Origin of the sequence: Kitasatospora sp. NPDC096077, from assembly GCF_040303245.1 — a bacterium.
Taxonomy (GTDB): Bacteria; Actinomycetota; Actinomycetes; order Streptomycetales; family Streptomycetaceae; genus Kitasatospora.
On record NZ_JBEOSV010000004.1, the window covers coordinates 38,762 to 62,423 of the forward strand.

A 23,662-nucleotide genomic window follows, 5' to 3' on the forward strand; every position below is an offset into this window, starting at 1 on the left:
TTGCTCGGTCAGATTCCCATGATCACCCATCCACCGCGTCCTGGCCACCCATTCGACAAGGTCGATGTCGCAAATGCGTGGTCCTGCGGTGGTGATCCGAGCGCACCGGGGCGCTCACGCAGAGTGCACGCCCCCGGACTGATTCCGCCGTATGCCGAGAAAGAGCTGATCAGCAACGTCGGCCCGACCACGATCGAGTGGCGGGCCGACGGGAAGTGCTTAAACGGAATCCGGGTCTTCTTCATTCCCGGACACGCCGAAAGGACTAGATTTTCTGGTCCGAAAAGCCGATAGGGCGTCTAGTTCCGGTCAGGTCAGCGAGACCAGATCGGCGTACGACGGGTTCCAGAGGTCCTCCACCCCGTCGGGCAGCAGGATGATCCGCTCCGGTTCGAGCGCCTCGACCGCACCCTCGTCGTGGGTGACCAGCACGACCGCACCGCTGAAGTCGCGCAGCGCGCCGAGGATCTCCTCGCGGCTGGCCGGGTCCAGGTTGTTGGTGGGCTCGTCCAGCAGCAGCACGTTGGCGGAGGAGACCACCAGGGTGGCCAGGGCCAGTCGGGTCTTCTCACCACCGGAGAGCACCCCGGCGGGCTTGTCCACGTCGTCGCCGGAGAACAGGAAGGAGCCGAGGATCTTGCGGATCTGCACCAGGTCGGTGTCCGGCGCGGCCGAGCGCATGTTCTCCAGGACGCTGCGCTCCGCGTCCAGGGTCTCGTGCTCCTGGGCGTAGTAGCCGATCTTCAGGCCGTGGCCCGGGATCACCTCGCCGGTGTCCGGCGCCTCGACCCCGGCCAGCATCCGCAGCAGGGTGGTCTTGCCGGCGCCGTTGAAGCCCAGCACGACGACCCGGGAGCCCCGGTCGATCGCCAGGTCGACGTCGGTGAAGATCTCCAGCGAGCCGTAGGACTTGGACAGGCCGCTGGCCGTCAGCGGAGTCTTGCCGCACGGGGCCGGGTCCGGGAAGCGCAGCTTGGCGACCTTGTCGCTCTGGCGCACCTGCTCCAGGCCGGAGAGCAGCTTGTCGGCGCGCCGGGCCATGTTCTGCGCGGCGACCGTCTTGGTGGCCTTGGCCCGCATCTTGTCGGCCTGGGCGTTCAGCGTCGCGGCCTTCTTCTCGGCGTTGGCCCGCTCGCGCTTGCGGCGCTTCTCGTCGTCCTCGCGCTGCTGCTGGTACTGCTTCCAGCCCATGTTGTAGACGTCGATGCAGGAGCGGTTGGCGTCCAGGTAGAAGACCTTGTTGACGACCGTCTCGACCAGGTCGACGTCGTGCGAGATGACGATGAAGCCGCCCTTGTACGTCTTCAGGAAGTCCCGCAGCCAGACGATCGAGTCCGCGTCCAGGTGGTTGGTGGGCTCGTCGAGCAGCAGCACGTCGGAGTCCGAGAAGAGGATCCGGGCGAGCTCGACGCGGCGGCGCTGACCGCCGGAGAGGGTGTGCAGCGGCTGGGCGAGGATGCGGTCCGGCAGGCCCAGGGCGGCGGCGATGGTGGCGGCCTCGGCCTCGGCGGCGTACCCGCCCTTGGTGAGGAACTCGGTCTCCAGGCGCGCGTACTTCTTCATCGCGTTCTCCTGGGTGGCCCCCTTGCCGTTGGCCATCCGGTCCTCGTTCTCGCGCATCTTCTTCAGCACGGTGTCGAGGCCGCGGGCGGAGAGGATGCGGTCCTTGGCGAGGACGTCCAGGTCGCCGGTGCGCGGGTCCTGCGGGAGGTAGCCGACCTCGCCGCTGCGGGTGACCGTACCGGCGGCGGGCATGCCCTCACCGGCCAGCACCTTGGTGAGCGTGGTCTTGCCGGCGCCGTTGCGCCCGACCAGGCCGATCCGGTCACCGGCGGCGACCTTGAAGTTCGCGGACTCGATCAGGACCCGGGCACCGGCGCGCAGCTCAAGGGCGTTGGCGGAAATCATGGCTGGAACTACTCCTGGGACGTGGGCGGGCGGCCGGGTACGGGCCCGGGCGGCGGGAAGCGGTAACGGGGCTTCATCGGCGGTCGGCGCGGTGGAACTGGGCGCCGCCGCCCGCTATTGCCCGGAGAGGATAGCCATGACGGCCAGTCTACCGGGCCGCGCGAAACGCCCCGTGGGCGTACCGCCCTGGGGTACCCGCGGGGCCCTCGGCGGCTACTGCGGGGCGGTCGCCCCGTCGGTCGCGGAGGCCGTCGCCGAAGCCGCCGCGGGCCCGGCCGGATCCGCCGGGGCGGTCGCCGTCGGGCTCGCCGACGGGTCGGTGCAGCCCTCCTTCGGTCGGACGGCCGCGAACGGCGCGTCCAGGCCGGTGCAGGCCGTCTCGGGGGCGGCCGCCTTGGTGTCGAAGACCTTGACCGGCACGATCGGCCCGTCGGTGATCTCCACCCGGCTGGCGTCCAGCACCTTCACGGTCGCGGCCGGGCCGGTGATCATCGACCAGCCGTTGCTGTCCAGCCGGTAGCCGGTGATGCCGCCGGAGACCGGGACCCCGCCGCTGGTACAGGTGCGCGGGATGAGCACCGCGTAGTCGGTGTGCACGGTGCGCAGCGGGTCGTAGAGGCAGCCGTTGGACGGCCGGTCGTTGTACCGCAGGTCCCCGTCGGCGTCGCGCAGGCCCATGGTCAGGTTGGGCGTCACCACGGCCAGCCAGGGCGAGCCGTCCCGCTGGACGGTGTGCAGCGCGGCGGCGGCCCGCTGCTTGGCGGTCTCCTTGCGCTCGGCGTCGGTCCGCTTGTCGGCGCCCGGCTCGCCGTCGGCGCGCAGGTAGTCCGCGAGGCCGGGCACGGCGCGGTGCCAGCGCACCTCGTGGTCGCCCGGGCGCACCGAGGTGATCAGGCCGTCGTCCCAGACCACGATCGCGTTGTCCCCGGCCATCGCCAGGTAGAGCGCCTCGGCGCCTTCCCGGCGGTACGTCCAGGCCCGCTCGCCGGTCTGCTTGTGGTACGCCTCCAGGCCGGGGCCGACCACCTTGAGGTCCAGGCCGGCCGAGTCGACCGACTGGGAGTTCACCGGGGTCGCCTCCGCGTCGCCCGGCCCCGCCACCCGGTCGCCGAACGGCACCGGCTTGTTCGCGTGCGCCGCCGCACCGGCCGCAAGGACCAGCATCACCGCCAGGGCAGGCAGGATCGAGCGGGGGGTGAGGACACGCGGCGGCTTCCAGGACACGGCCGGAGCGTACCTTTCGGCGGGCGCACGAGTCAGCCCGGAATCGCCCTCCGGACGGCCCTCCGACCGTGCGCCGGACGGTGCGCGCCCGTCCCGCACGCCCGCCCGCCCACCTGCGCCGTCGGCTCCCCGGCCGGTCGGCGGCGCCCTCCGCGGCGGGCGCCGTAAGGCCCGCCGGACCGTTACAGACCTGATACACGCGACCGGGCTGGACGGGGGGTTGCGGCAGACGGCGTTCGAATATCGCCCACTTTAGGGTGACATTCGGCTTTCCCGTCGCGTGCCGGGCCTACTGTCGGCGAGCGTGGCGCCACCGTCCGTCGACGTGGCCACCGCCCGCCCCGCTCCCGCGACGTCCGGAGGAGAGACCATGCGCATCGGCCGCCTGACGCTGGCCGCCGCCACTCTGCTGCTGCTGGCCACGGCCAGCGTCCCGGCCGGGACGCCGCTCAGCCGGACCGAACGGCACTCTCTCTCCTCGGACGCCTTCGAGCCGCGCGGCGCGGCCCCCCGCCCGCCGGTCCAGCGGCCGAAGCACGAGCCGCCGTTCGGCGCCTTCGTCGGCTCCTGGAACGACTACATCCCGCAGATCGGCAAGTACGCCCAGTTCCTGGGCAACGCGAACATGCAGGTCGGCCACACCTACCTGGCCGGCAACGGCTGGGCGGACATCGAGGGCGAGCCGGTCGTGCTCGGCCTGTGGTCGCAGTGGCGGCTGGCCGACCCGTCCCGGCTGCTGGTGCTCGGCGTGCCGATGCTGGTGCCCAACGAGGCGAACGTGCCGAACGGCGAGGTCGCCCGGCTGCTCGGCCAGGGCGCGCGCGGGGACTTCGACAGCCACTTCCTCCGGCTCGCCCGCCGACTGGTGGCGCTCGGCGGCGCGGACACCGTGATCACCCTCGGCTGGGAGATGAACGGCGTCACCTACACCCACCGCTGCAAGCCCGACCCCGCCGCCTGGAAGACGTACTGGCGCCGGATCGTCGGGGTGATGCGCTCGGTGCCCGGCCAGCGGTTCCGCTTCGACTTCGCCCCCAACCGGGGCCTGGACGCCATCCCGTGGACCAAGTGCTACCCGGGCGACGACGTGGTCGACATCATCGGCATGGACAGCTACGACCAGCCGGCCGGAAGCACCTTCGACGACTACGTGCGCGAGCCGTACGGCCTCCAGGACCAGGTGGAGTTCGCGGCCAAGCGCGGCAAGCCGGTCTCGTACCCGGAGTGGGGGCTGTTCCGCAACGGCGACAACCCCGAGTTCGTCCGCCGGATGGTCGAGTGGATGCGCACCCACGACACCGCCTACCAGACCGTCACCGACTACTGCCCGCACGGCTTCTTCCAGTGCCGGAGCAACCCGCGCTCGACCGCGGCGTTCAAGCAGCTGATGGCCGGTTCGCCGGGGGCACCGACGGCGGTGCCGACGACGCCCCCGGCCCCGATGGTGCCGGTGCTGCCGAGCGCCCCAGGCCTGCCGACCCCACCGGTCCGGCCGACCCCGCCCGTCGCACCCGCCCTGCCGGGCGCGACGGCGAGCCCCTCCGCCACGGCCTCGCCCAGCCCCTCCGGGGCCGGCCGACCCTCCCGCCGGGAGGGCGAGGACGGACCCTAGGCCCGGCGGCGGGCCAGCAGGGCCTCCTTGAGCCGGGGGAAGCGGGTGCGCAGCTGGTGCACCGCCGCCGCCCGGGCCAGCACCGTGCCGGCCCGGGCGGCGGCCGCCGGGGCGGCGCCGGCCGGGCCGAGCAACAGCCGCTGGTTGGGCATCCGGTCCGGCCGCCAGCGCTGCTTGTACGGCTCCTGGCCGCGCAGCAGGCCGAGCACCGGGATGCCCGCGCCGACCGTCTCGTCCAGGGCGGCGCTGAACAGCAGCCCGGCGATGTCCAGCCGCTCGCGCAGCACCGGGTGGGCGCCGTACATGTACAGCCCGCCGAAGGAGGGGCAGAGCAGCAGCAGGTTGACCGCGACCAGCTCGCCGTTCAGGTGGAACCGGTGGACCGCCGCCCGGCCGCTGGCGACCAGGCCGACGGTGGACTCGGTCAGGTGCCGGGCGAAGCGCTCGGTGCGGTGCTCGGCGGTGACGCCGCGCTCCTGCCACTGCAGGAAGTGCAGCCGCAGCAGCCCCTCCAGCGCGGCCGGCACCTCGTCCACCGGCGTGCTGCGGACCTGCACCCCGGCCTCGGCGATCTTGCGCAGCTTCACCCGGCTGCGCTGGGCGGTCTTGCCCGGCACCCGCTTGAGCAGCCGCTCCATCGGGACGGCCGGGAGGTACTGGCAGAGCGAGTCCTGGTGCCGGCGGCGGGAGCCGCGCCAGTGCTCGTACACCCGCTGGACCGCCGCCTCGGGGTGCACCTCGCGCAGCTCCAGCCAGTGCCAGGGGCGGGTGAGCGGGAGGGCGGCGGCGAACTCGGCGGCGGCCCGGTCCGCGCAGTCGTCGTCCAGCAGGACGTCGCCGTAGTCGACCAGCCCGGCGCCGAGGCCGGTGAGACCGCCGAACGGGCCGCCGCGCCGCATGAAGGCACCCGCGCCGACCAGTCGGCCGTCCCGGCGGACCAGCACCACCAGCAGCGCGCCCGGGCGGCCGTAGTGGCGCCACCAGGAGCACTGCCAGACGGCGGCCTGGAAGAAGGTGGCGGTGCGGCAGCGGGCGACCAGGTCGTCCCACTCCTCGGCGAGGGTGTCCAGCGCATCGTCCTCGCGCCGCAGCTCGGTGGTCCAGACGGGCACGGCCGACTGGGCCGGGAGGCCGGCGGCGCGGGCCTCGGTGCTCATCGTCCGCTCCCGGCGGCGGCCTTCTCCTTGGCCGGGGGCTTGGGCTCGCCGTCGGGCTTTCCCGAGGCCTTGCCCCCGGCCTTGCCCGCGGACGCGGCGTCGGCCTTGGACTCGGCCTTGGACTCGGCCTTGGACTCGGCCTTGGACTCGGCCTTGGACTCGGCCTTCGACTCCGTCTCGGGCTCGACCTCGACCTCGACCTCGGCCTTCGCCGCGCCGCTCGACCGGGCCGGGCCGCCCGGCTGTTCAGCGCGCGGCCGGGGCGCGGCCGGGGCCGGCGCGACCTCGCCCGGCTCCGGGGCGGCCGGGGGCTCCGGTGCCGTCGGCGCCGCCTCGGCCGGGCCGCCGCGCCGGCGGGTCATCAGCACCAGCGACCCGAGCAGCAGCCCGGCCGCGGCGCCGACCGCGACGTCCAGCTTGCCGGAGGGCGTGGTCGGCTTGTCCGGCGCGGCGGCCGGGGCCAGCGTCACCAGCCGGACGTTGGTGTCCTTGCTGCTGGTGTTGGCGAAGGCGACCAGCGAACGGGCCACCGCGTCGGCGGTCTGGGCGGCCTCCTGGGGGCGGGTCCCGGTGCCGGTGATCTCGATCATCGGGGCGTCCGGAGAGGTCGTCCCGGAGACCAGGGACTCCAGCTCGGAGCGGGTGTGGCCGGTCTCGGCGGCCGCGACCGCGAGCACCTGCGGCTGGCCCGCGAGCCGCCCGTACGCCTGGGCGAAGTTGGTCGCGGTGGAGGCCTCCCCGGGGTTCTGCGGCACCACCAGGACGTAGGCGCTGGCGGCGTACGAGGGGTGCGAGACGACGGCGTACCCGGCGCCGGCCGCGGCGCCCAGCGGCACCGCGAGCGCCACCGGCCACCAACGGCGGACCAGGTGGCGGGCGCTTCGGCGCGGTGTGGTCATGGGTGTGGCTCCTTGGGTCTGGGGCGGCGGTTCCGGCGGCGGGCGGTCAGACGCGGGCCAGCCGGTCGTAGAGGGCGCCCAGGTCGGCGGCGACCCGGGCGATGTCGTAGTGGCCGACGGCCGGGGGGTGCGGCAGCGGGTCGGCGGTGTGGCCGCCCTCCTGCCGCAGGTCGCGCAGCGCGGCGGCGTACGCGGCGGGCTCGGAGGGGATCCGGCGGGCCTGCGGGGCGGCGCTGGGCGGCAGTTCGTCGAGCGCCGGGCAGGCGCTGTGCCGCACCGGCAGCCCGGCCGCGAGGCCCTCCAGGACGCCGAGGCCGAAGGTCTCCGCGGTGGAGGGGGCGGCCAGTACGTCCATCGCGGCCAGCAGGTCGGGCACGTCGTCGCGTTCGCCGGTGAGCACCAGCCGGTCCCGGACGCCGAGTTCGGCCGCCCGCTGCTCCAGCCCGGCACGCTCGGGGCCCTCGCCGACCAGCACCAGCCGGGCCTGCGGATCGAGGTCGGCGAGGGCCGCCAGCAGCACCTCGAAGCGCTTGCCGGGGACCAGCCGGCCGACCCCGCCGATCACCCAACTGCCCTCCGGCAGACCGAGTTCGGCCCGGACCCGGCGGCGGGCCGCGGCCCGTTCGGCGGCCGGGCGGCGGTAGCCGGAGGTGTCGATGCCGTTCGGGATCAGCTCGATCCGGGCCGGTGGCACGCCCCAGGAGCGCAGCGTCTGGGCGACCTGCCGGGAGACCGCGACGGTGGTGCTGCCGAGCCGTTCGGCGGCCAGGTAGAGGCCCTTGACGCCCCGGGTGACCGGCCGGCCCTCGATCACCCCGGCGTGCAGCGAGTGCTCGGTGGAGACCACCGCCCGCACCCCGGCGAGCCGGGCGGCCAGCCGGCCGTACAGCTGGGCGCGGTAGAGGTGGGTGTGCACCAGGTCGTAGCGGCCGGCCCGGACCAGCCGGACCAGCCGGGGCAGCGCGCCGAGGTCCCGGTTGCCGCGCATGCCGAGGTGGTGCACGGTCACGCCGTCGGCGCGCAGCGCGTCGGCGACCGTGCCGGGGTTGGTCAGCGCGACCACCTCGCAGCGCTGGTGCGGCGGCAAGTGACGTAGCAGCAGGTGGAGTTGGCGTTCGGCGCCGCCGGAGGCGAGCCCGGTGACGATGTGCAGCACCTTCACGGCCGACGCTCCTTCATCGCCCGCTCGCCTCCGGGCCGCTCGGACCCGCTGCCGACGCTCCTCGCTCCGGCCCTCGCTGCGCTCGCTTGTCGCTCGTCGCTCTCGGCACCGGCGCGCCCCTTCGACTCGGGGCGGCCCCGGCTTTTGCGCTTCAGCCCGGTGACGGCGTCCCGCAGCCGGTGCCGGCCCTTCTTGGCGCGCAGCCGCCAGGCGCCGTCGCGGTCGCCGACGTAGCAGCGGGGCAGCGCGAAGCGGCCGGTGAGCGGGGAGTGGGCGATCGCGCAGGCGTAGTCGTAGCCGGCCTCGCACACGGCCTCGGCGGCGGGCGCGTCCACGGCGCCGTACGGGTAGCAGAAGCCGGTGACCGGACCGCCGACCACCTCCTCCAGCAGCCGCCGGCTCTCCCGGGTCTGCACCGCGAGGACGTCGGCGGGCAGCCCGGGCAGGGCCTGGTGACCGAGGCCGTGCGAGCCGATCTCCCAACCGGCGGAGGCGAGTTCGGTGACCTCCTCGACGGTGAGCAGCTTCTTGCGCGGCCCCTCGGTGTCCCAGCCGTTCTCCTGACCGAGCAGGTCGGCGACCACGTACGCGGTGGCGGTGAAGCCGTACGCCTGGAGGATCGGTACGGCGTACCGGGCGAAGTCCGCGTAGCCGTCGTCGAAGGTGAGGCCGACCAGCTTGTCGTCCCGCCCGTGGGCGCGGGCCCGCATCAGCTCGCGGACCGAGACGCCGCGCCGTCCGCGCCGGTGCAGCCAGGCGATCTGCTCGGCGAACCGCTCGGGGCTGACGGTGAGTTGGTACGGATCCTCCTTCTCGACCGCCACCGAGTGGTACATCAGGATCCACGGCGAGGAGGAGCCGGGCAGGACCGGTTCGCCGACCGGACGGCGGCTCCTGGGCAGTCGCGCCCGGCCGGGCGTGGCACCGGCGCCGCCCGCCAGGGCCGAACGGACGGTTCCCCGTTCATTCTCCATCGGGCAGCTTCCCTTCATCGGCGACGGTTGGCGGGTTCGGGGAGCGCCCCAGGACCCGGGCGACGGCGAGGACCGGGCCGCGCACCTCTCGGGCGCCGAGGCCGGTGCCGAGGACGGCGAACGCCAGGACCACCGCGAGACCCCCGGTGAGGGTCGCGAGCAGCGGATCGGCGCTCAGGCCGGCGGCGGCGGTGCCCAGCAGGGTGGCACCGGCCGCGGCGCCGACCAGCCGACCGTGGCCGCCGAGCACCCGGCGCAGCCGCAGCGGGATGCCGCGCAGCACCAGGCCGCGCAGCAGCAGCGCGGCGGTGACGGTGATCCCGGAGGCGTTGCCGGCGGCCAGGCCGAGGGCGCCGAAGCGGGGCGTGGCCAGCAGTCCGACGGTGACCGTCACCGCGAGGCCGAGCAGCATCGCGGCGACCGGGTACCAGTCCAGCAGCCGGCGGCCGCCGTCCTCGCAGCGCGGGTCGTCGGCCCGACGGACCACCGGGCGCAGCGAGAAGTACGGGCGGATCATCACGCCGATCAGCGCCTGGGCGGGCAGGCCGAAGCTGTAGACCCGGATCACGGCGGCGGTGGCCGCGGTGTCGCCGGGGCCGAAGGCGCCGCGCTCGAACAGCAGCGAGACCACCGAGGGGGCGCAGGCCATCAGGAAGGCGGTGCCCAGCAGGACGACCGCCGCGGCCTGGCCGAGGTCCTTCTCGACCCGGTCGCGGGCCGCGGCGAGGTCCCCGGCCGCGAGCGCCCGGGCCACCAGCGGGAAGGTCACGGTGCAGATCAGGATGCCCGCCGTCATGGCGAGTTGGGAGACCTTGGCGGCGTAGTTGAGGTGCGAGATGGTGCCGGGCGGCAGCGCCGAGCCGAGGTAGCGCTCGGCGAACACCTGGGACTGCCGGGTCAGCGTGAAGGCGGCCACCGGGAGCAGGGCCAGCGGCATCAGCACCAGCGTGTCGCGGCTGCGCCGGGTGCGGCCCGCCGCGGCCTGTCCGGCCCGCAGGTGGCGCAGGAACGGGCCGACCAGCAGACCCGCCATCAGCAGGCTGCCGAGCGCCACGCCGAGCGCGGCGGAGCGGACCCCGAGGACGCCGTGGAAGCCGAACAGCAGGGCCAGGATGCCCAGGTTGTAGGCGACGTAGATGCCCGCCGGGGCGGTGAAGCTGTGGTGGGCGCGCAGGGCGGCGGCGAGGTAGCCGGCCACGCCGAAGGGCAGCACGGTGATCGCGGTGATCCGGGTGCAGACGACCGCCAGGCCCGGGTCGGGCAGGCCTGGGGCGAGCAGCTCGACCAGTTGGGGCGCGCCCAGGGCGGCGGCCAGGGCCAGCCCGCTGAGGGCGAGCAGCAGCCAGGGCAGGGTGGCGCGGACCAGCTGGCGGACCGGGTCGGGGGCGTCCGGGTCCTCCTCGCGCAGCACCAGGGCCAGGGCGAAGGCGGGCACCATGAGGAAGGACATGGCGTCCTCGATCAGCAGCGGCGCGGCCGTCTCGGGGACGGTCCAGGCGACCAGGAAGGCGTCGGTGCCCTGGCTGGCGCCGAAGTAGCGGGCCAGCAGCAGGTCGCGCAGCAGACCGAGCCCGGAGCCGGCCGCGCTGAGCAGCGCGGTGATGCCGAAGGCCTTGGCGAGGAAGCCGCCCCGGGGTGCCGGGCCGGGCCCGGGGGCCGGGGCCCGGACGGGGGCGCTGCGCGGGGCCGGGAGGGGGGAGGCGAGCGCGGCGGCGGGCTGATCGGTGGTCACCGGGCCTCCCGCACGCCGGCCCTGGCGGCGAGGCCGAGGACGACGGAGGTCAGCACGGTGGTGGTGCCGCCGATGTCGGCGTACAGGAAGTCGACCAGCACCCAGGTGAGCAGGGCGAGGGCGGCCAGGGTCGTGCCGCCAGGGCCAGTCGGATGAGCGCGCGGCGTCAGGGTGCGTGCATCGCAAGGCGGAGGAAGAAGTCCCTGCGGGTCATCGGCGACTGACGACAACGCAGCGAGGTGCGTGCCCTGGCGTCGCGCGCCCGGCTGGCCCTGGCGGCACGACCCTCCCGTGCCGCCGCGGTGGCGCAGGCAGCCGAGTAGGAGGCCGAGGAAGAGCGCGGCGTACGCGGTGATGCCGATCAGACCCTGCTCGCTGAGCACCAGGAAGTACATGTTGTGCGGGGAGAGCAGCGGCTCGCGCTGGAAGCCGATGGTGGAGTCGGCGGCGTCGCTGCCGGAGGACAGCCGCAGCGGGGCGTGGCTGTCGCGCAGTTTGGGGAAGGCCTTCGGTCCGGCGCCGTGGACGGGGTGGTCCTGCCAGATCCGGCCGGCGGTGGCCCACAGGTCGTAGCGGTCCGAGACGGACTGGTCGGGCGCGGCGGAGACCGAGCCGATCGAGCTGAGCCGCTCGGTGACGCCGGAGGCGCCGAGGCCCAGGCCGCCGATCAGGACGACGGCGGCGGCGAGGCCCAGCACGGCGCTGCGCACCAGCAGCCGGGCGTCGGCGCGCAGCAGCAGCACGGTGGCGGCGGCGCCGGTGGCGATCCAGCTGCCGCGGCTGAAGGAGACGGCGAGCGGGAAGGCGAGGAAGGCGGCGGCGGCGAACATCGCGCGGCGCAGCCGGACGTCGCCGCCCGGTCCGCGCTCGCCGAGCGCGAGGGCCAGGGCGGCCAGCAGCCCGTAGCCGACCACGGTGGACATCGCCATGATGTCCAGCGCGCCGAAGGTGCCGACCGCGCGGATCGGCTGGCCGGTGTAGGAGGCGCCGGTGCGGGTGAGGTACTGGTGCGCGCCGACCACGCCCTGGATCAGCGCGGCGAGCACGAAGGAGCCGAGGACGAGCCGCTGGTCGGTGCGGTCGCGCAGCGAGCAGAGCACGGCGGCCGGCACCAGGACGAACACCTGGGCGAGCCGGACGAAGCCGGTGACGCTGGTGGCCGGGTCGATCGAGCCCGTGGTGGCGACGGCGGCGGCGACCACGATCCCGCCGAACAGCACGGCGGTGGTGCGGGTGATCGCGGGCAGTCGGCCGCGCAGCAGGTTGAGCGCGGTGAGGGCGACCAGGGCGAGCGATGCGACGTCGGCGGCGGTGACGTGGACGGCAGCGGTGACGTCCTTCTCCCCGGTGGGCACGCAGACCAGCAGGACGGTGGCCGCGGCGAGCAGGCTGGGCCGGTCCGCGAGGGCGGGCAGGGCCCGCCGTAAGGCCGGTCGGGTCAGCCGCGGCAGGGCCGGGAGGGTCAGGGCCACGCGGGGTCAGCTCCCGTCCGGGTGGAGCATCAGGGCCGCGGTGCGGCACAGGACCTTGACGTCCTGCCAGAGGCTCCAGCTCTCGATGTAGCGGTTGTCGAAGCGGGCCCGGTCCTCGATCGAGGTGTCCCCGCGCAGGCCGTGGACCTGGGCGAGGCCGGTGAGGCCGACCGGGACCCGGTGGCGGTCGGCGTACTCGGGGTAGGCCTGGCTGAACCGCATGACGAAGTAGGGGCGTTCGGGGCGCGGGCCGACCAGGCTCATGTCGCCGCGCAGCACGTTCCACAGCTGCGGCAGCTCGTCCAGCGAGCTCTTGCGCAGCAGGCGGCCGACCGCGCCCATCCGGTGGTCCTGGGAGATGTTCCAGCGGGTCGCCGACTCGTGCTCGTTGCTGGGGCGCAGGGTGCGGAACTTCAGGACGGTGAAGACCCGTCCGTCCAGGCCGGTGCGCTGCTGGCGGAAGAGCACGCCGGGGCCGGTGTCGAAGCGGACGGCGAGGGCGCACAGGGCCAGGACGGGGGCGAGCAGCAGCAGGCCGAAGCCCGCGGCGACGACGTCCAGGGCGCGCTTGGCGGCCCAGCCGGGACGGCGCATGGCCGGGCTGCCGAGCCGCAGGCAGGGGAAGCCCCACAGGTGGTCGCCGCCGGCGATCGGGGCGGTGGGCAGCGAGCCGTGCTCGCGCAGCGCGGGCACCAGCCAGACCTGGCAGCCGAGCCGGACGGCGTCGCGCAGGGCGGCGGCGGTCTCGGCCTCGTCGGCGGCGCCGGCGGTGGCGATCACCTGCTGGATCCGGTGCCGGCGGACCTCGCGCTCCAGCACCTCGCGGCCCCCGAGGACGGGCAGGTCGGTGTCGCCGGCCAGCAGCGGCGGGTCGGCGTCCAGGAAGCCGACCGGGCGCATGCCGTACTCGCCGTGCTCGCTGAGGGCGGCGGCGACCTTGCGGCCGAGCCGGCCGGCGCCGAGCACCAGGACCGGGCTGGGGCGGCCGCGGCGGATCCGCCGGACCAGGTGGTAGAGGACGGCGCGGCCGACCGCGACGATCACCAGCTGGGCGCCGAGCAGGACGGTGAGCCGGGCCGGGGTGGCGGGGCCGCAGTCGGGCCAGCGGCCGTCCAGGCAGCCGGCCAGGGTGACCGCGAAGGCGGTGGCGACCACGGCGCGGACGGCCAGGGCGGGCAGTTCGTCCAGGACGGACAGGGTGAGCCGGGTGCGGTAGAGGCCGCCGGCCAGGTTGAGCAGCAGGAGCAGGGGCAGGACGGCGGCGACGCCGAGCAGCGGGGCGAGGGCGTCGGCCGGGTCGATCGCCCGGTTGGCGATGCCGACGGCGGAGCACAGCGCGATCGCGTCGACCTGGACCAGCGCGAGCGGCAGGGCGAGCCGGGAGCGGCCGGCCCGGCGGTGCCGGCGGGGCGCCGGCACCGCCCGGGCGTACGTCGCCCCGGTCGGCCGGTCGAGCAGCCCGGTGCCGGGGAGTCGCGGTCCGGACAGGGACCCGCCGGATCGCGGCACACTGTCGTGGTCAATGGTCATCAGCGCACGAACTCCCCTGCTGTGTGCCCGGGGTGGCGGTGTCCCGACGCCGTCGGGCGCAGGGCCGCCGTCCCGGCCCGGTGGGCGCGGTCCTGACAGCGCCTGCTACCGCTGGCGGCTTTCGGCTCTCCTGCCGGTTCTCCTGCGCGGGGGCCGATCGCGGAATGCCTGGTCGCCGTGGACGCGGCCGCGAGGGGCCCGGACGCGAATGTCCGGGACGAAATCGAAATGAAGCAGGCAAAATCCGACAATACCGAACCAGGCCATGGGGGCCGGAAGTTGACTTGCCGATTCATTCCAGCCGCCCATTAATAGGTATTTCGGATTTGACACCTCGCCCATATTTCCGGCTGAGGGTGCGAATGCGCCGGTGTCGGAACGGCGGGGATTCACGGCATGTGAAACGATCAGATCCGCTCTGGGACACGGGCCCTGCGCCGGCCGGCGGCCGGTCCGGCACCCAGCAGATGGCGGTACAGGGCGTCCACCTGTTCGACCACGGTGCGGACGTCGTGCCGGGCGACCACGTGGTCACGCAGCCGGGCACCGCGTCGCTCGCACTCGATCGGATCGGACAGCGCTTCGGCCATCCGGGTGGCGAGCGCGTCCGGCTCCCCCGGCGGCACCACCGACTGCCCGCGCTCCGCCGGCGGCAGGCACTCCCGGGCACCCGGCACATCGGTCAGCAGCACCGGACGGGCCGCCGCCATCGCCTCCAGCGGGGCCAGCGCCATGCCCTCCCAGCGCGAGGGCAGCACCACCAGGTCCGCCGCCGCCAGCCACGACCGAGGATCCGGCACGTCCCCGACCAGCCGGACCCGGCAGGGCTCGGCCGACTCCCGGACCGTCTCCGCCAGCCGCTGCTCCTCCGGCCCGCCGCCGACCAGCGCCAGCCGGGCCTGCGGCACCCGGCGCAGCACCTCCGGCCAGGCGGCCAGCAGCACGTCCTGGCCCTTCTGCCGGCACAGCCGCCCGACGCAGACCGCGAGCGGAGCGTCCAGGTCCAGCCCGAGCGCGATCCGGGCGGCCCGGCGGTCGGCGGGCGCGTAGTGGCGGACGTCCACGCCGTTGGGCACCACCGCCCAGTCCGCGTGCATCCCGGCGGCCACGCCGTCCGCCCGCTCCTGGACGCTGACGCAGAGCAGCCGGTGCGCCCAGCGGGTCGCGAAGCGCTCCCAGCGCAGGGTCGCGGCGGCCATCGCGCCGTCCACGGCGGCGAAGGACCAGGCGTGCGGCTGGAAGACGGTCGGCACCGCGCCGCGCACGGCCAGCCGACCGGCCAACCCGGCCTTGGCGCTGTGCAGATGGACCACGTCGGGCCCGGCGGCCCGGACGATCCGGCGCAGCCGCCAGGCCTCGGCGGCGGTGCCCGGGCCGGGCGAGCGGTCGGCGGGCCAGTCCTGGACCAGCGCGCCCACCGCGGCGGCCTCCTCGGCCAGCCGGCCGCCGCGCGGGCAGGCGACCAGCACCCGGTGCCCGGCCTCGCGCTGCCCCCGGACCAGATCGACGACGACGCGGGCGACTCCGCCGTCCACCGGCTGTGAAATGTGAAGGATCGTCATATGCACGGCGGCGAGCCTAGGATGGCTCCCCCGCGCCGGGCGGCCCTCGTCACCCGCAGGTGGCGGGCCGTCCACCCGTACGGCTTTCGGCTCGTACGGGCGGACGAGCCGCTCGAAATCCCGGACGAATTTCCGGTTCTACTATCGGATCCCGCGGACCTCCGTGGATTCCGGCGGATTCCGGCGGATTCCGGCGGACCTCGGTGGATCTCGGTGGATCCCAGCCGACCGCGGTGGACCTCAGCGGACCTCGGCGTCCAGGTTGGCCAGCACCTGGTCGTGGATCCGGTTCAGGCCCTTGGGGGCGAAGGTGCGCTCGAAGAAGCCGCCGATGCCGGTCGCGCCCTGCCAGGTGGCGGTGACGGTGACCTTGGAGCGGCCCTCGCCGACCGCCGCGACGGTCCAGGTGATCACCATGCTGGAGTTGGCGTCCTTCTCCACCAGCTGGTCCGGCTTGGGCGCCGAGACGGTGAACAGGCAGTCCCGCACCCGCTTCTCGGTGGCCTGCAGCTTCCAGTGCACCTGGGTGCCGGCGCCGGTGCCGCCGACCCGGACCTCGTACTCGCTGTACTGCTCGGGCAGCAGCTTCGGGCGGGTCACCTGGTAGTCGGCCAGCGCCTCGTACACCCGCTCGGGGGCCGCGTCGTAGACCCGCTCGGTGGTGGCCTGCACCTGTCCCATGCCGTGCTCTCCTCGTGTGGTGGGTACCGCTTCGCCGTACCGTTCGCACCGGCAAGCCAATCACAGCGTCGCGGCCGCGACGCGGCGGGATAGGGTGACGGGTGTGCTCGATCTGGTGACTGCGCTGCGCTACGTGGACCCGCTGCGGGCCGGCGGTTCGGTGCCCGGCGTCGTGGAGACGGACGACCTGGGGACGTACGTGGTGAAGTTCACCGGGGCCGCCCAGGGCCGCAAGGCGCTGGTGGCCGAGGTGATCGTCGGCGAGCTGGCGCGGCGGCTCGGGCTGCGGGTGCCGGAGCTGCGGCTGGTGGACTTCGACCCGGCGGTGGCCGCGGACGAGCCGGACACCGAGATCCAGGACATGCTCAAGGCCAGCGCCGGCCTCAACCTCGGGATGGACCTGCTGCCCGGGGCCACGGACTACCGGCCCGGGATGATCCCGGTGGACTCGGTCGAGGCCGGGCGGGTGGTCTGGCTGGACGCCCTCACCGGCAACGTGGACCGCACCGTCCACAACCCCAACCTGATGGCCTGGCACCGGCGGCTCTGGCTGATCGACAACGGCGCCGCGCTGATCTTCCACCACCGCTGGGCCGGCGCCGAGGCGTCCGTCGGGAAGCGGTACGACCTCAGCGCCCACGCGCTCGGCGGCTGCGCCCCGGACGTCCGGTTGGCCGACGAGGACCTCGGGCCGCTGGTCACGGTCGAGCTGCTGGAGCAGGTGGTGGCCCTGGTCCCGGACGAGTGGCTGGCCGACGAGCCCGGCTTCGACTCGGTCGCCGCCGTCCGGCACGCCTACGTCACCCACCTGGCCGCCCGGGCGGTGCTCTCCGAGCAGTGGCTGCCGGAGGGCTTCGCCACCCCCGAGCAGCTGCGCGAGGCGGAGCTGCGGCGCGCGGCCCGCACCCGGGCCGGTCGGCCGGCCTGGCTGCAGGAGGTGCCGGACCTGCACGGCAAACCGTCGGTGGAGACGGTCTGGGAGCACCACTTCGAGGAGTAGCGGGTGCTCGAACGCCGCTGGGGAGCGGGGCCCGAAGGCCCCGCTCCCCAGCTCAGTGCTCAGAGGTCACCGCGGTCGGCGCGTCAGCGCCACCACTGGACCGCCTTCTCGGCGTTGATGATGCCCGCGCCGTAGAAGCCGTTGTCGTCCTCGCCGCCCTCGCAGGTGGCCTTGAACTGACCGGTGTTGCCCGGGTTGTACTCGCCGGTCGGGCAGGCGTGGGACTCGGCCTGGTTGGTCAGCAGCTCGGTGAGCTCGTCCGGGCTGGCCCACGGGAAGGTGCTGGCGAGCAGCGCGACCACGCCGGTGACGTGCGGGGTGGCCATCGAGGTGCCCTGCATGTACCCGTACTTGTTGCCCGGGATGGTCGACAGGATGCGACCGTTCTTGTCCGGGGTGTTCGGGATCTGGTAGCGGGCGTCACCACCCGGCGCGGCGACGGTGACGATGCCCTTGCCGTAGCTGGAGTAGTACGACTTGTCGCCGTTGACGCCGACCGCGGAGACCGCGATCACGCCGGGCAGCTCGGTCGGCAGCGACAGGCAGTCGTTGGTGACCGGGCGGGTGGTCTTGGTGGTGTCGTCCGGGCTGGAGACGTCGACGGTCTTGTGGGCCAGGTCGATGTTCTCGTTACCGGCGGCGGCGACGTTCAGGACGCCCTTGCGCTGCGAGAAGGCGACGGCCTTGCGGACGGCGTCCGAGATCGCGGCCTGGTCCTTGTCGTTCGGGCAGTTGAACATCCACGGGTCGACGTAGTAGCTGTTGTTCGTCACCTTGAAGCCGTGCTCGCCGGCCCAGACGAAGCCGCAGACCGCGTTCTCCGGGTAGATGAAGCCACCGTCGTCGACGACCTTGACCGCGGCCAGCTTCACGTTCGGGGCGATGCCTATGATGCCCTTGCCGTTCTTGGCGGCGGCGATCGTACCGGCCACGTGGGTGCCGTGGTCGCTGTTGGTCGGCTGCCAGGCCTTCCAGTCGGTGTTCGTCTTGCCGTCGATGCAGGAGACCGACTGCGAGGCGTCCACGTTGGCGGCCAGGTCCTCGTGGGTGGCGTCGATGCCGGAGTCCAGCACGCCGACGGTGACGTTGCGGCTGCCGAGCGAGATCTTGTGCGCCTTGTCGACGCCGATCTGGCGCATGTCCCACTGGTTGGGCTCGTACGGCTCCTGGCCGTCGGCCGCGGCGGCGGCGCCGGTCGGCTCGGCGGCGACCTCGGCCTTGCCCTGGTCCGCGGCCAGGATGCCCTTGGTGCGGCTGGCGCCGACCGAGTCGACGCCCTTGGCCAGGCGCAGCTTCTCCGCGAACTTGGTGTCGTTGGAGCGGGCGACCACGACGCCGATCTGCTCGTACGACTGGACAACCGTGCCGCCGAGGGAGGTGACGGCCTTCTCCACCTTCTGCACCTGGCCGTGGTTGGCCTTGGTGTTGACGACGTAGCTGAGCAGCGGACCGGTCGTCGGGTCGCCGGTGGGCGCAGCGACGGCGGTGCCGGCCGGCAGCGCGAGGGCGCCGGCGGTGGCGAGCACGAGGCCCACTGCCGCGTACCGGGTCCGGCTGATCCGAGGAACTCTCATGGGGGTATGCCCTCCCGGGTCGTCAGGCGGCAGCCGCGGTGCGGCAGGTGCGCTGGGATGACCGGGACGTTAATGAATATTCGCTGAGAAGCGCAAGAGGTAGTCATCTAATCGTCACATCTTGACCAACAATGGCGGGCGGCGTTCCGCAGGTCAACAAGGCCAACAGAGACGAAGATTGTTAAAAAGTGATGGTTCGCCGACGAGCTGACTCAACTGGTCATGTACGCGACGCACCCAGTCCGTACCGGAACTGTGCGGCGCCGGTCCGGAACAGTTCGGGAAGTCCGTAGGCACCGGCGGAGAACAACGGCTTTCCGAACAGGGCGAGTTCCGGCATCTCCCCTCCCGTTCCCGTCCGTCTCAGTACCTCCAGCGCGTCGCCGCGATCAACTCCTCGGGGCCGACGGCCGCGTACTGCTCGGCCTCGGCCCGGCGCACCGCCAGCACCGCCTGGTGCAGCGGCTCGCCCAGCGCCTCGCGCAGCACCGCCGAGCGCTCGTACGCGGCGATCGCCTCGGCCGGGCCCTGCGGCAGCCGGGGCACCGTGCCCGGTTCGGCGGCGGCCGGGTCCCCGGTGAACTCCGGTGGCAGGGCGCGGCGTTGCTCCAGCCCGGCGAGCCCGGCGGCGAGCACCCCGCCGACCGTCAGGTACGGGTTGGCGCTCGCGTCGAAGCACTTGACCTCGGCGTTCGCGGTGGCGGCGCGCTCCCCGGCGGAGCCGGTGACCAGACGCAGCGCGGCCTCCCGGTTCTCCAGGCCCCAGCACTGGTACGCCCCGGCCCAGTGCCGGGGCACCAGGCGGAGGTACCCGGCCGGACTGGAGCACCCCAGCACCAGGAGTTCGGGCAGCGCCTGGAGCACCCCGGCGAGGAAACCCTCGGCCTCGGCCGTCAGCCCGTGCGGGCCGGGGCCGCCGTGGCCGAGGTTGCGGCCGTCCCGCCAGAGGCTGACGTGCAGGTGGCCGCCGTTGCCGACGCCGTCGGGCTCGACCACCGGGGCGAAGGACACCCGCAGGCCGTGCCGGGCGGAGACGGCGCGGACGGTGTGCCGGACCAGCACGGAGGTGTCCGCGGCGCCGACCGGGCCCTCGGGGGCGACCGAGACCTCGAACTGGCCCGGAGAGTACTCGGGATGGATCTGCAGCACCGTCAGCCCCTGGGCGCCGAGGGCGCGCAGGACGTCCCGCAGGTAGTCGGAGAGGTCGGTGAGCCGGTGCATCCCGTACGCGGGGCCGTGCGTCGGGTACTGCGGCGGATCCTCCGGGGCTCCCTCCCGGGCGACCACCCACTCGACCTCGATGCCGGCCTTGAGGCTCAGCCCGCGGGCGGCGGCCGCGGCCTCCAACCGGCGGGCGAAGAGCCGTTGGCAGCCCGGGTGCGGGCCGCCGCCCTGGGTGTGGCGGTCCCCCGGGGCCCAGGCCCAGCCGGGCTGGGCGGCCAGCGGGACGATCCGGTCGAGGTCCGGGTAGAGCCGGAGGTCCCCGGTGGGGCCGCCGATGTGCGGGCTGGTGGTGATGGCGTCGTCGGCGAGGAAGACGTCGAAACAGGGCGCGGCGCCGACGCCCCACTGGGCCGCGTGCACCAGGCCGCCGAGCGGCACCGCCTTGACCCGGGCGATGCCGGCGTTGTCCACCCAGGTGACGGCGACCGCCTCGACGGCGGCGGTGCGCAGCCGGTCGACCGCCCGCTCGGCCCGCTCGGCGTGTTCGGCCCGCGGGGGCAGCGCGACGGCGGCCGCGAGGGCGGCCGGGTCGAGCGGGCCGGTGGGGCCGGCGGCCTGGGAGGCGGTGACGGTGCTCATGCCGCCATGCTGCCCCGCGACCGGGGTGGCGGTAACTCCCCTATCGAGTGGAAGAGATGGACGCCCGTACGCCTCTTCACCCGTTCGTGGCAGGGCCGTTCGTGGCAGGGTCGTTCGGGGACGTGCCGTCCGGGGCGAAGCGGGCCGTCAACTCCCCGGCGGTGATCCGCTCCAGCGCGTCCGGAGCGGCGTCCAGCCGCCCCGGGTAGAGCCGGTACAGCGTCCCCTCCGCCCGCGCCGGGGCGGGCACGTCGGCGTGCACCAGGGCCGTGAACGCCCGGACGCCGGTGAGCCGTTCGGCGATCAGCCGGGCGGTGTCGTCGGCCCGCTGCTCGGTGCGGTGGTCGCTCGCGTACCGTCCGCGCACCCGCTCGGCGAAGTCGGCCACCGGCTCGTCCGCGCCCCGGCGGTAGCGGTCCAGCCGCTCGCCGTCGCGGTCGCGCACCCACACCTCGTCGCTGCCCGCCGCCGCGGCGGCGCTGCCGAGGTCCCACAGGGTGGCCCGGGTGCCGGGGGCGAAGTGGGTCAGCACCGACTCGGCCAGCGCGCCGATCCGGTCACGGTGCCGGTGGAGGTTCTGGAACCCGCTGGTGGAGCTGAGGTTGAGGTCGGTCCAGGTGTACGTGCGGGTCTGGAGGTCGACGATCATCGGCAGGCAGATCCTGGCGTTCCCGGCGAGGTCCAGCCGCTGGCGGACGCTGCGGGGGTGGAAGCTGCCGGTGCGCTGCCGGGCCGCCTCGGAGGGCTTCAGCGACATGAAGCCGGCGAAGGCCTCGGTGAGGTCCTCGAAGGGGACGTCGTTGTAGCTGAACACCACCGCCACGGCGTACCGGGCCCGGGCCACGCCCAACGACCGCAGGTCGAGGTCGACGAACTCGGTGGCGCCGTGCGGCGGCGGGGCGGTGGTGAAGTCGCCGGAGTGGACGGCGGCCCGCGCCCCGGTGACCAGCCGGGTGTAGTCGCACAGTCCGGTGAAGTGCCACTCCTCGTCGTAGAAGGCGACCGACAGGTCGAGGTCGACCCGCTGGTGCGCGCGCTGCATCCAGTGCACGAACAGCCGCAGGTACTGCCCCGCCGGGAGCCGCTGCACGCTGCCCCGAGGCACCGCCACCAGGGTCTTGGCGGCGGCGCGCTCGGCGAAGGGGACCACCAGGTCGGCGAGGCCGGCGTCCAGCACCGCCACGTCGTAGCGCCCGCCCTCGCGCGCCGACCGCCCGGCCCGGCGCAGCAGTTCGGCCTCGATCAGGGCGCAGACCGGCGCGCTCAGCCCGGCCGGGACGGGCTTGCCCCAGTCGTGCCGGGTGTGCGCGGCGGCGACCCGGCCGCGCGGGAAGTACAGCCGCTGCTCGCCGATCCGACGCGGTGCGCGCAGCCGCCCGTACGCGCCGAGCAGCGGTCCGGGGGCGACGGCGCGCAGGGCCGCGGGCAGCACCTCGGCGAGGTCGGCGGGCAGCGGCGCGCCGGGCCGCCCGGCGGCGTGCACCCGCAGCAGGTGGTGCAGTCGGCGGACCAGCTCGCCGGGGCGGCGGGCCAGCAGCCGGACGGCGGTGGACAGGTCGCCCTGGGCCAGGGCGCGTTCGACCCGGGCGGCGGAGGTCTCCACGGTCAGCCGGGTGTGGCCGCCGGGCGTCTCCCGCACCCGCAGCGGGGCGGGGGCCTCGCGCAGTTCCGGGCCGAGGCCGTGCAGGTCCAGGTCGCTCTGCCGCAGCACGGCGAAGGCGGCAGCGGCGTACGGGAAGCGGGTGCGGTGCTCGTACGGGTGGAGGAGTTCGCCGGCCCGCAGCCAGGCGGCGCGGTGGCGGCGCAGGTCCTCGGCGAGGGTGCCGACCGGGAACGCGTCCAGGACGGCGAGGAGTTCGCGGCGCAGCGGCCGGGGCAGGTTGCGCAGGCGCAGTCCGCGGGCGGTCTCCGGGAGCAGGTCGGGCTCGGCGCCGGACCAGGCCCAGAGCAGCCGCAGGACGTCGGTGGCGGTGGTGAGGTGCTCGGCGAGCAGCGGGCGGGTGCGCTCCGGGTCGCGGCGCAGCAGGGCGGCCAGGACGGTGGCGCGGGTCTCCCGGACCGGGATGGCCGCGGGCAGCCAGCCGGTCGGGTCGGCGGGGGCCCGGTCGAGCAGGTGGGCGAGGTCCTCCCGGTCCTGCGGGCCGAGCGGGGTCCGCCGGGCGAGGAGGGCGGCCAGCGCGGCGCCGATGAGCGCGTCCGGGTCGGCGGCCTCGGCGAGGCGCAGCGGCTTGAGCGTCCGGCCGGGCCCGAGGTCGCGGGCGGCCTTGCGGGCGGCCCTGGTGTCGGGGTCGAGGCGGCCGGGGTCGTCCAGCGGGGTGCGGCAGAGCGGGCACCGCGGCTCACCGCCGTCGACGAGCTCCTGGTAGCACTCGCCGCAGAGCAGGTGGGCGCAGGGGGCGAGGGCCCCGATGCCGGCTTCCAGGCTGGAGCGTTCGCAGAGCAGGCAGAGCTGGTCGGCCTGGCAGAGCAGGTGGCCGCGGACGGCGGCCGAGTAGTCGGCGTGGGCGTGCGCGGGCACGCCCTCGGGGAAACGGCGGAACAGCGGCTGGTGGCGGCGGTCGGCGCCGAGCAGGGCGTCGATCCCGGCGAGCAGCCGGGTGCCGGCCTCGGCGAGGTCGGCCGGGCGCAGCCGGCCGAGGGCGTCGCGCAGCGGCTTGGTCAGCACGTGGCCGCGCTGCACCAGGTCGGCTTCCAGGGCGACCAGGCCCCGGGCCGTCCACGGGTCGGGCTCGCCGGGTGCGGCCCCGGGCGCGACCAGGACCTGTCCGTGGCGCCGCAGCAGGTAGGCGTCCAGCGCGTTGCCGGGCCCCTCGGCGACCTTCGACCTGTTCACTCCGCTGCTCCCCCGGCTGGATATGACGAAGCGGGGGCGGAGAGTGGGCGCGCTGGGTCATTTCAAAGATGAGAGAAGGAAGCACGCCGCGGAGCCGCCCCCGCGTGGATCACCCTAGTGGGGCCGACTCCCGGTCTCGAACGGGTTTTCCGCCTCCGCCCCCTTCCTACTGATGAGTAGCTTCGCTACAGTGGCCGGACACGCACCACCGCCGGGCTTCGGGAGCCGCACCGGCGGGAGGTCGCGGTCGTCGTGTCTGCGGCGCCCGCGCAGTGCGCCTTCACCGGTCGGTGCCGCGAACCGCGGCCGGGACCGGGTCTCTCTCCTCGTATCAGCGCCGCCTTCACCCCCGAGCGCCTGAGTACCACGGCACACCCGCGGATCGGCCGGAGCGGACCGGCCGTCGTCGGGCTGCGCCGAACCCCGTCATCTCCCCAAGCCCCCGCGCGTGGACCCTCCTCCGGCGGCGGCCGCCCCCGTTTCGCCGACGGGTGCGGCGGCCCGCCCGCCGGAGCACGCGCGGGCCATTCATGACTAGG

At 74.6% G+C, this 23,662-nt stretch carries 16 protein-coding genes; 2 read left to right on the forward strand and 14 right to left on the reverse strand.

The window, feature by feature from the left end:
- Positions 1-309: 309 nt before the first annotated feature.
- Entirely contained in the window at positions 310-1,908 is a 1,599-nt protein-coding gene (locus tag ABTZ03_RS05610; RefSeq protein ID WP_350511562.1) for an ABC-F family ATP-binding cassette domain-containing protein, read from the reverse strand.
- A gap of 213 nt (positions 1,909-2,121) precedes the next feature.
- Positions 2,122-3,132, reverse strand: a complete 1,011-nt coding sequence (locus ABTZ03_RS05615; RefSeq protein ID WP_350511563.1) for a PQQ-binding-like beta-propeller repeat protein — start codon at positions 3,130-3,132, stop codon at positions 2,122-2,124.
- 370 nt (positions 3,133-3,502) lie between these two features.
- On the opposite strand from ABTZ03_RS05615, the gene ABTZ03_RS05620 reads away from it, so the two are divergent.
- Positions 3,503-4,744, forward strand: coding sequence for a glycoside hydrolase family 26 protein (locus ABTZ03_RS05620; RefSeq protein WP_350511564.1), 1,242 nt, complete (start codon positions 3,503-3,505; stop codon positions 4,742-4,744).
- Here ABTZ03_RS05620 and ABTZ03_RS05625 read toward each other — a convergent pair.
- The 9 genes from ABTZ03_RS05625 to ABTZ03_RS05665 form a co-directional block, all read right to left on the reverse strand.
- Positions 4,741-5,901 (reverse strand): GNAT family N-acetyltransferase, encoded by a 1,161-nt coding sequence (locus ABTZ03_RS05625; protein WP_350511565.1) that lies wholly within the window; start codon positions 5,899-5,901, stop codon positions 4,741-4,743. The two genes, ABTZ03_RS05620 and ABTZ03_RS05625, sit on opposite strands and share 4 nt — an antisense overlap.
- Complete coding sequence (locus ABTZ03_RS05630) at positions 5,898-6,800, reverse strand: Wzz/FepE/Etk N-terminal domain-containing protein (protein WP_350511566.1); 903 nt, start codon at positions 6,798-6,800, stop codon at positions 5,898-5,900. The genes ABTZ03_RS05625 and ABTZ03_RS05630 overlap by 4 nt, the downstream gene beginning before the upstream one ends.
- Positions 6,801-6,846: 46 nt before the next feature.
- Entirely contained in the window at positions 6,847-7,962 is a 1,116-nt protein-coding gene (locus tag ABTZ03_RS05635) for a glycosyltransferase (RefSeq protein ID WP_350511567.1), read from the reverse strand.
- Positions 7,959-8,936, reverse strand: coding sequence for a polysaccharide deacetylase family protein (locus tag ABTZ03_RS05640; RefSeq protein WP_350511568.1), 978 nt, complete (start codon positions 8,934-8,936; stop codon positions 7,959-7,961). The genes ABTZ03_RS05635 and ABTZ03_RS05640 overlap by 4 nt, the downstream gene beginning before the upstream one ends.
- The gene (gene murJ, locus ABTZ03_RS05645) at positions 8,926-10,668 is read right to left on the reverse strand and encodes a murein biosynthesis integral membrane protein MurJ (RefSeq protein WP_350511569.1); all 1,743 of its coding nucleotides are present in this window, start codon (positions 10,666-10,668) and stop codon (positions 8,926-8,928) included. The genes ABTZ03_RS05640 and murJ overlap by 11 nt, the downstream gene beginning before the upstream one ends.
- Positions 10,665-12,140 (reverse strand): O-antigen ligase family protein, encoded by a 1,476-nt coding sequence (locus ABTZ03_RS05650; protein ID WP_350511570.1) that lies wholly within the window; start codon positions 12,138-12,140, stop codon positions 10,665-10,667. Before ABTZ03_RS05650 ends, murJ begins: the two co-directional genes overlap by 4 nt.
- 6 nt (positions 12,141-12,146) lie before the next feature.
- Positions 12,147-13,670 (reverse strand): sugar transferase, encoded by a 1,524-nt coding sequence (locus ABTZ03_RS05655; RefSeq protein WP_350511571.1) that lies wholly within the window; start codon positions 13,668-13,670, stop codon positions 12,147-12,149.
- A gap of 407 nt (positions 13,671-14,077) precedes the next feature.
- On the reverse strand, positions 14,078-15,232 hold the full coding sequence (locus tag ABTZ03_RS05660) for a glycosyltransferase (protein ID WP_350511572.1): 1,155 nt from the start codon (positions 15,230-15,232) through the stop codon (positions 14,078-14,080).
- 240 nt (positions 15,233-15,472) lie between these two features.
- Positions 15,473-15,913 carry an SRPBCC family protein gene (locus tag ABTZ03_RS05665; RefSeq protein ID WP_350511573.1) on the reverse strand — a complete coding sequence of 147 codons (441 nt, stop codon included), beginning with the start codon at positions 15,911-15,913 and terminating at the stop codon, positions 15,473-15,475.
- Positions 15,914-16,016: 103 nt separating this feature from the next.
- Here ABTZ03_RS05665 and ABTZ03_RS05670 point away from each other — a divergent pair, with 103 nt between their 5' ends.
- Positions 16,017-16,913, forward strand: coding sequence for a HipA family kinase (locus ABTZ03_RS05670; RefSeq protein WP_350511574.1), 897 nt, complete (start codon positions 16,017-16,019; stop codon positions 16,911-16,913).
- A gap of 83 nt (positions 16,914-16,996) precedes the next feature.
- On the opposite strand, the gene ABTZ03_RS05675 is transcribed toward ABTZ03_RS05670, so the two are convergent.
- From ABTZ03_RS05675 to ABTZ03_RS05685, 3 genes are all read right to left on the reverse strand, one after another.
- Positions 16,997-18,487, reverse strand: coding sequence for a S8 family peptidase (locus ABTZ03_RS05675; protein WP_350511575.1), 1,491 nt, complete (start codon positions 18,485-18,487; stop codon positions 16,997-16,999).
- A 363-nt stretch (positions 18,488-18,850) separates the two neighbouring features.
- On the reverse strand, positions 18,851-20,290 hold the full coding sequence (locus ABTZ03_RS05680; RefSeq protein ID WP_350511576.1) for a type I glutamate--ammonia ligase: 1,440 nt from the start codon (positions 20,288-20,290) through the stop codon (positions 18,851-18,853).
- Positions 20,291-20,366: 76 nt separating this feature from the next.
- Positions 20,367-23,123 carry an MXAN_6230/SCO0854 family RING domain-containing protein gene (locus ABTZ03_RS05685; protein ID WP_350511577.1) on the reverse strand — a complete coding sequence of 919 codons (2,757 nt, stop codon included), beginning with the start codon at positions 23,121-23,123 and terminating at the stop codon, positions 20,367-20,369.
- Positions 23,124-23,662: the final 539 nt, after the last annotated feature.

Bases quoted from the DNA above. Each gene is read 5' to 3' on its own strand.
- ABTZ03_RS05610 (WP_350511562.1), bottom strand. From the start codon at position 1,908: ATGATTTCCGCCAACGCCCTTGAGCTGCGCGCCGGTGCCCGGGTCCTG.
- ABTZ03_RS05620 (WP_350511564.1), top strand. From the start codon at position 3,503: ATGCGCATCGGCCGCCTGACGCTGGCCGCCGCCACTCTGCTGCTGCTG.
- ABTZ03_RS05625 (WP_350511565.1), bottom strand. From the start codon at position 5,901: ATGAGCACCGAGGCCCGCGCCGCCGGCCTCCCGGCCCAGTCGGCCGTG.
- ABTZ03_RS05630 (WP_350511566.1), bottom strand. From the start codon at position 6,800: ATGACCACACCGCGCCGAAGCGCCCGCCACCTGGTCCGCCGTTGGTGG.
- ABTZ03_RS05640 (WP_350511568.1), bottom strand. From the start codon at position 8,936: ATGGAGAATGAACGGGGAACCGTCCGTTCGGCCCTGGCGGGCGGCGCC.
- ABTZ03_RS05655 (WP_350511571.1), bottom strand. From the start codon at position 13,670: ATGACCATTGACCACGACAGTGTGCCGCGATCCGGCGGGTCCCTGTCC.
- ABTZ03_RS05660 (WP_350511572.1), bottom strand. From the start codon at position 15,232: ATGACGATCCTTCACATTTCACAGCCGGTGGACGGCGGAGTCGCCCGC.
- ABTZ03_RS05665 (WP_350511573.1), bottom strand. From the start codon at position 15,913: ATGGGACAGGTGCAGGCCACCACCGAGCGGGTCTACGACGCGGCCCCC.
- ABTZ03_RS05675 (WP_350511575.1), bottom strand. From the start codon at position 18,487: ATGAGAGTTCCTCGGATCAGCCGGACCCGGTACGCGGCAGTGGGCCTC.
- ABTZ03_RS05680 (WP_350511576.1), bottom strand. From the start codon at position 20,290: ATGAGCACCGTCACCGCCTCCCAGGCCGCCGGCCCCACCGGCCCGCTC.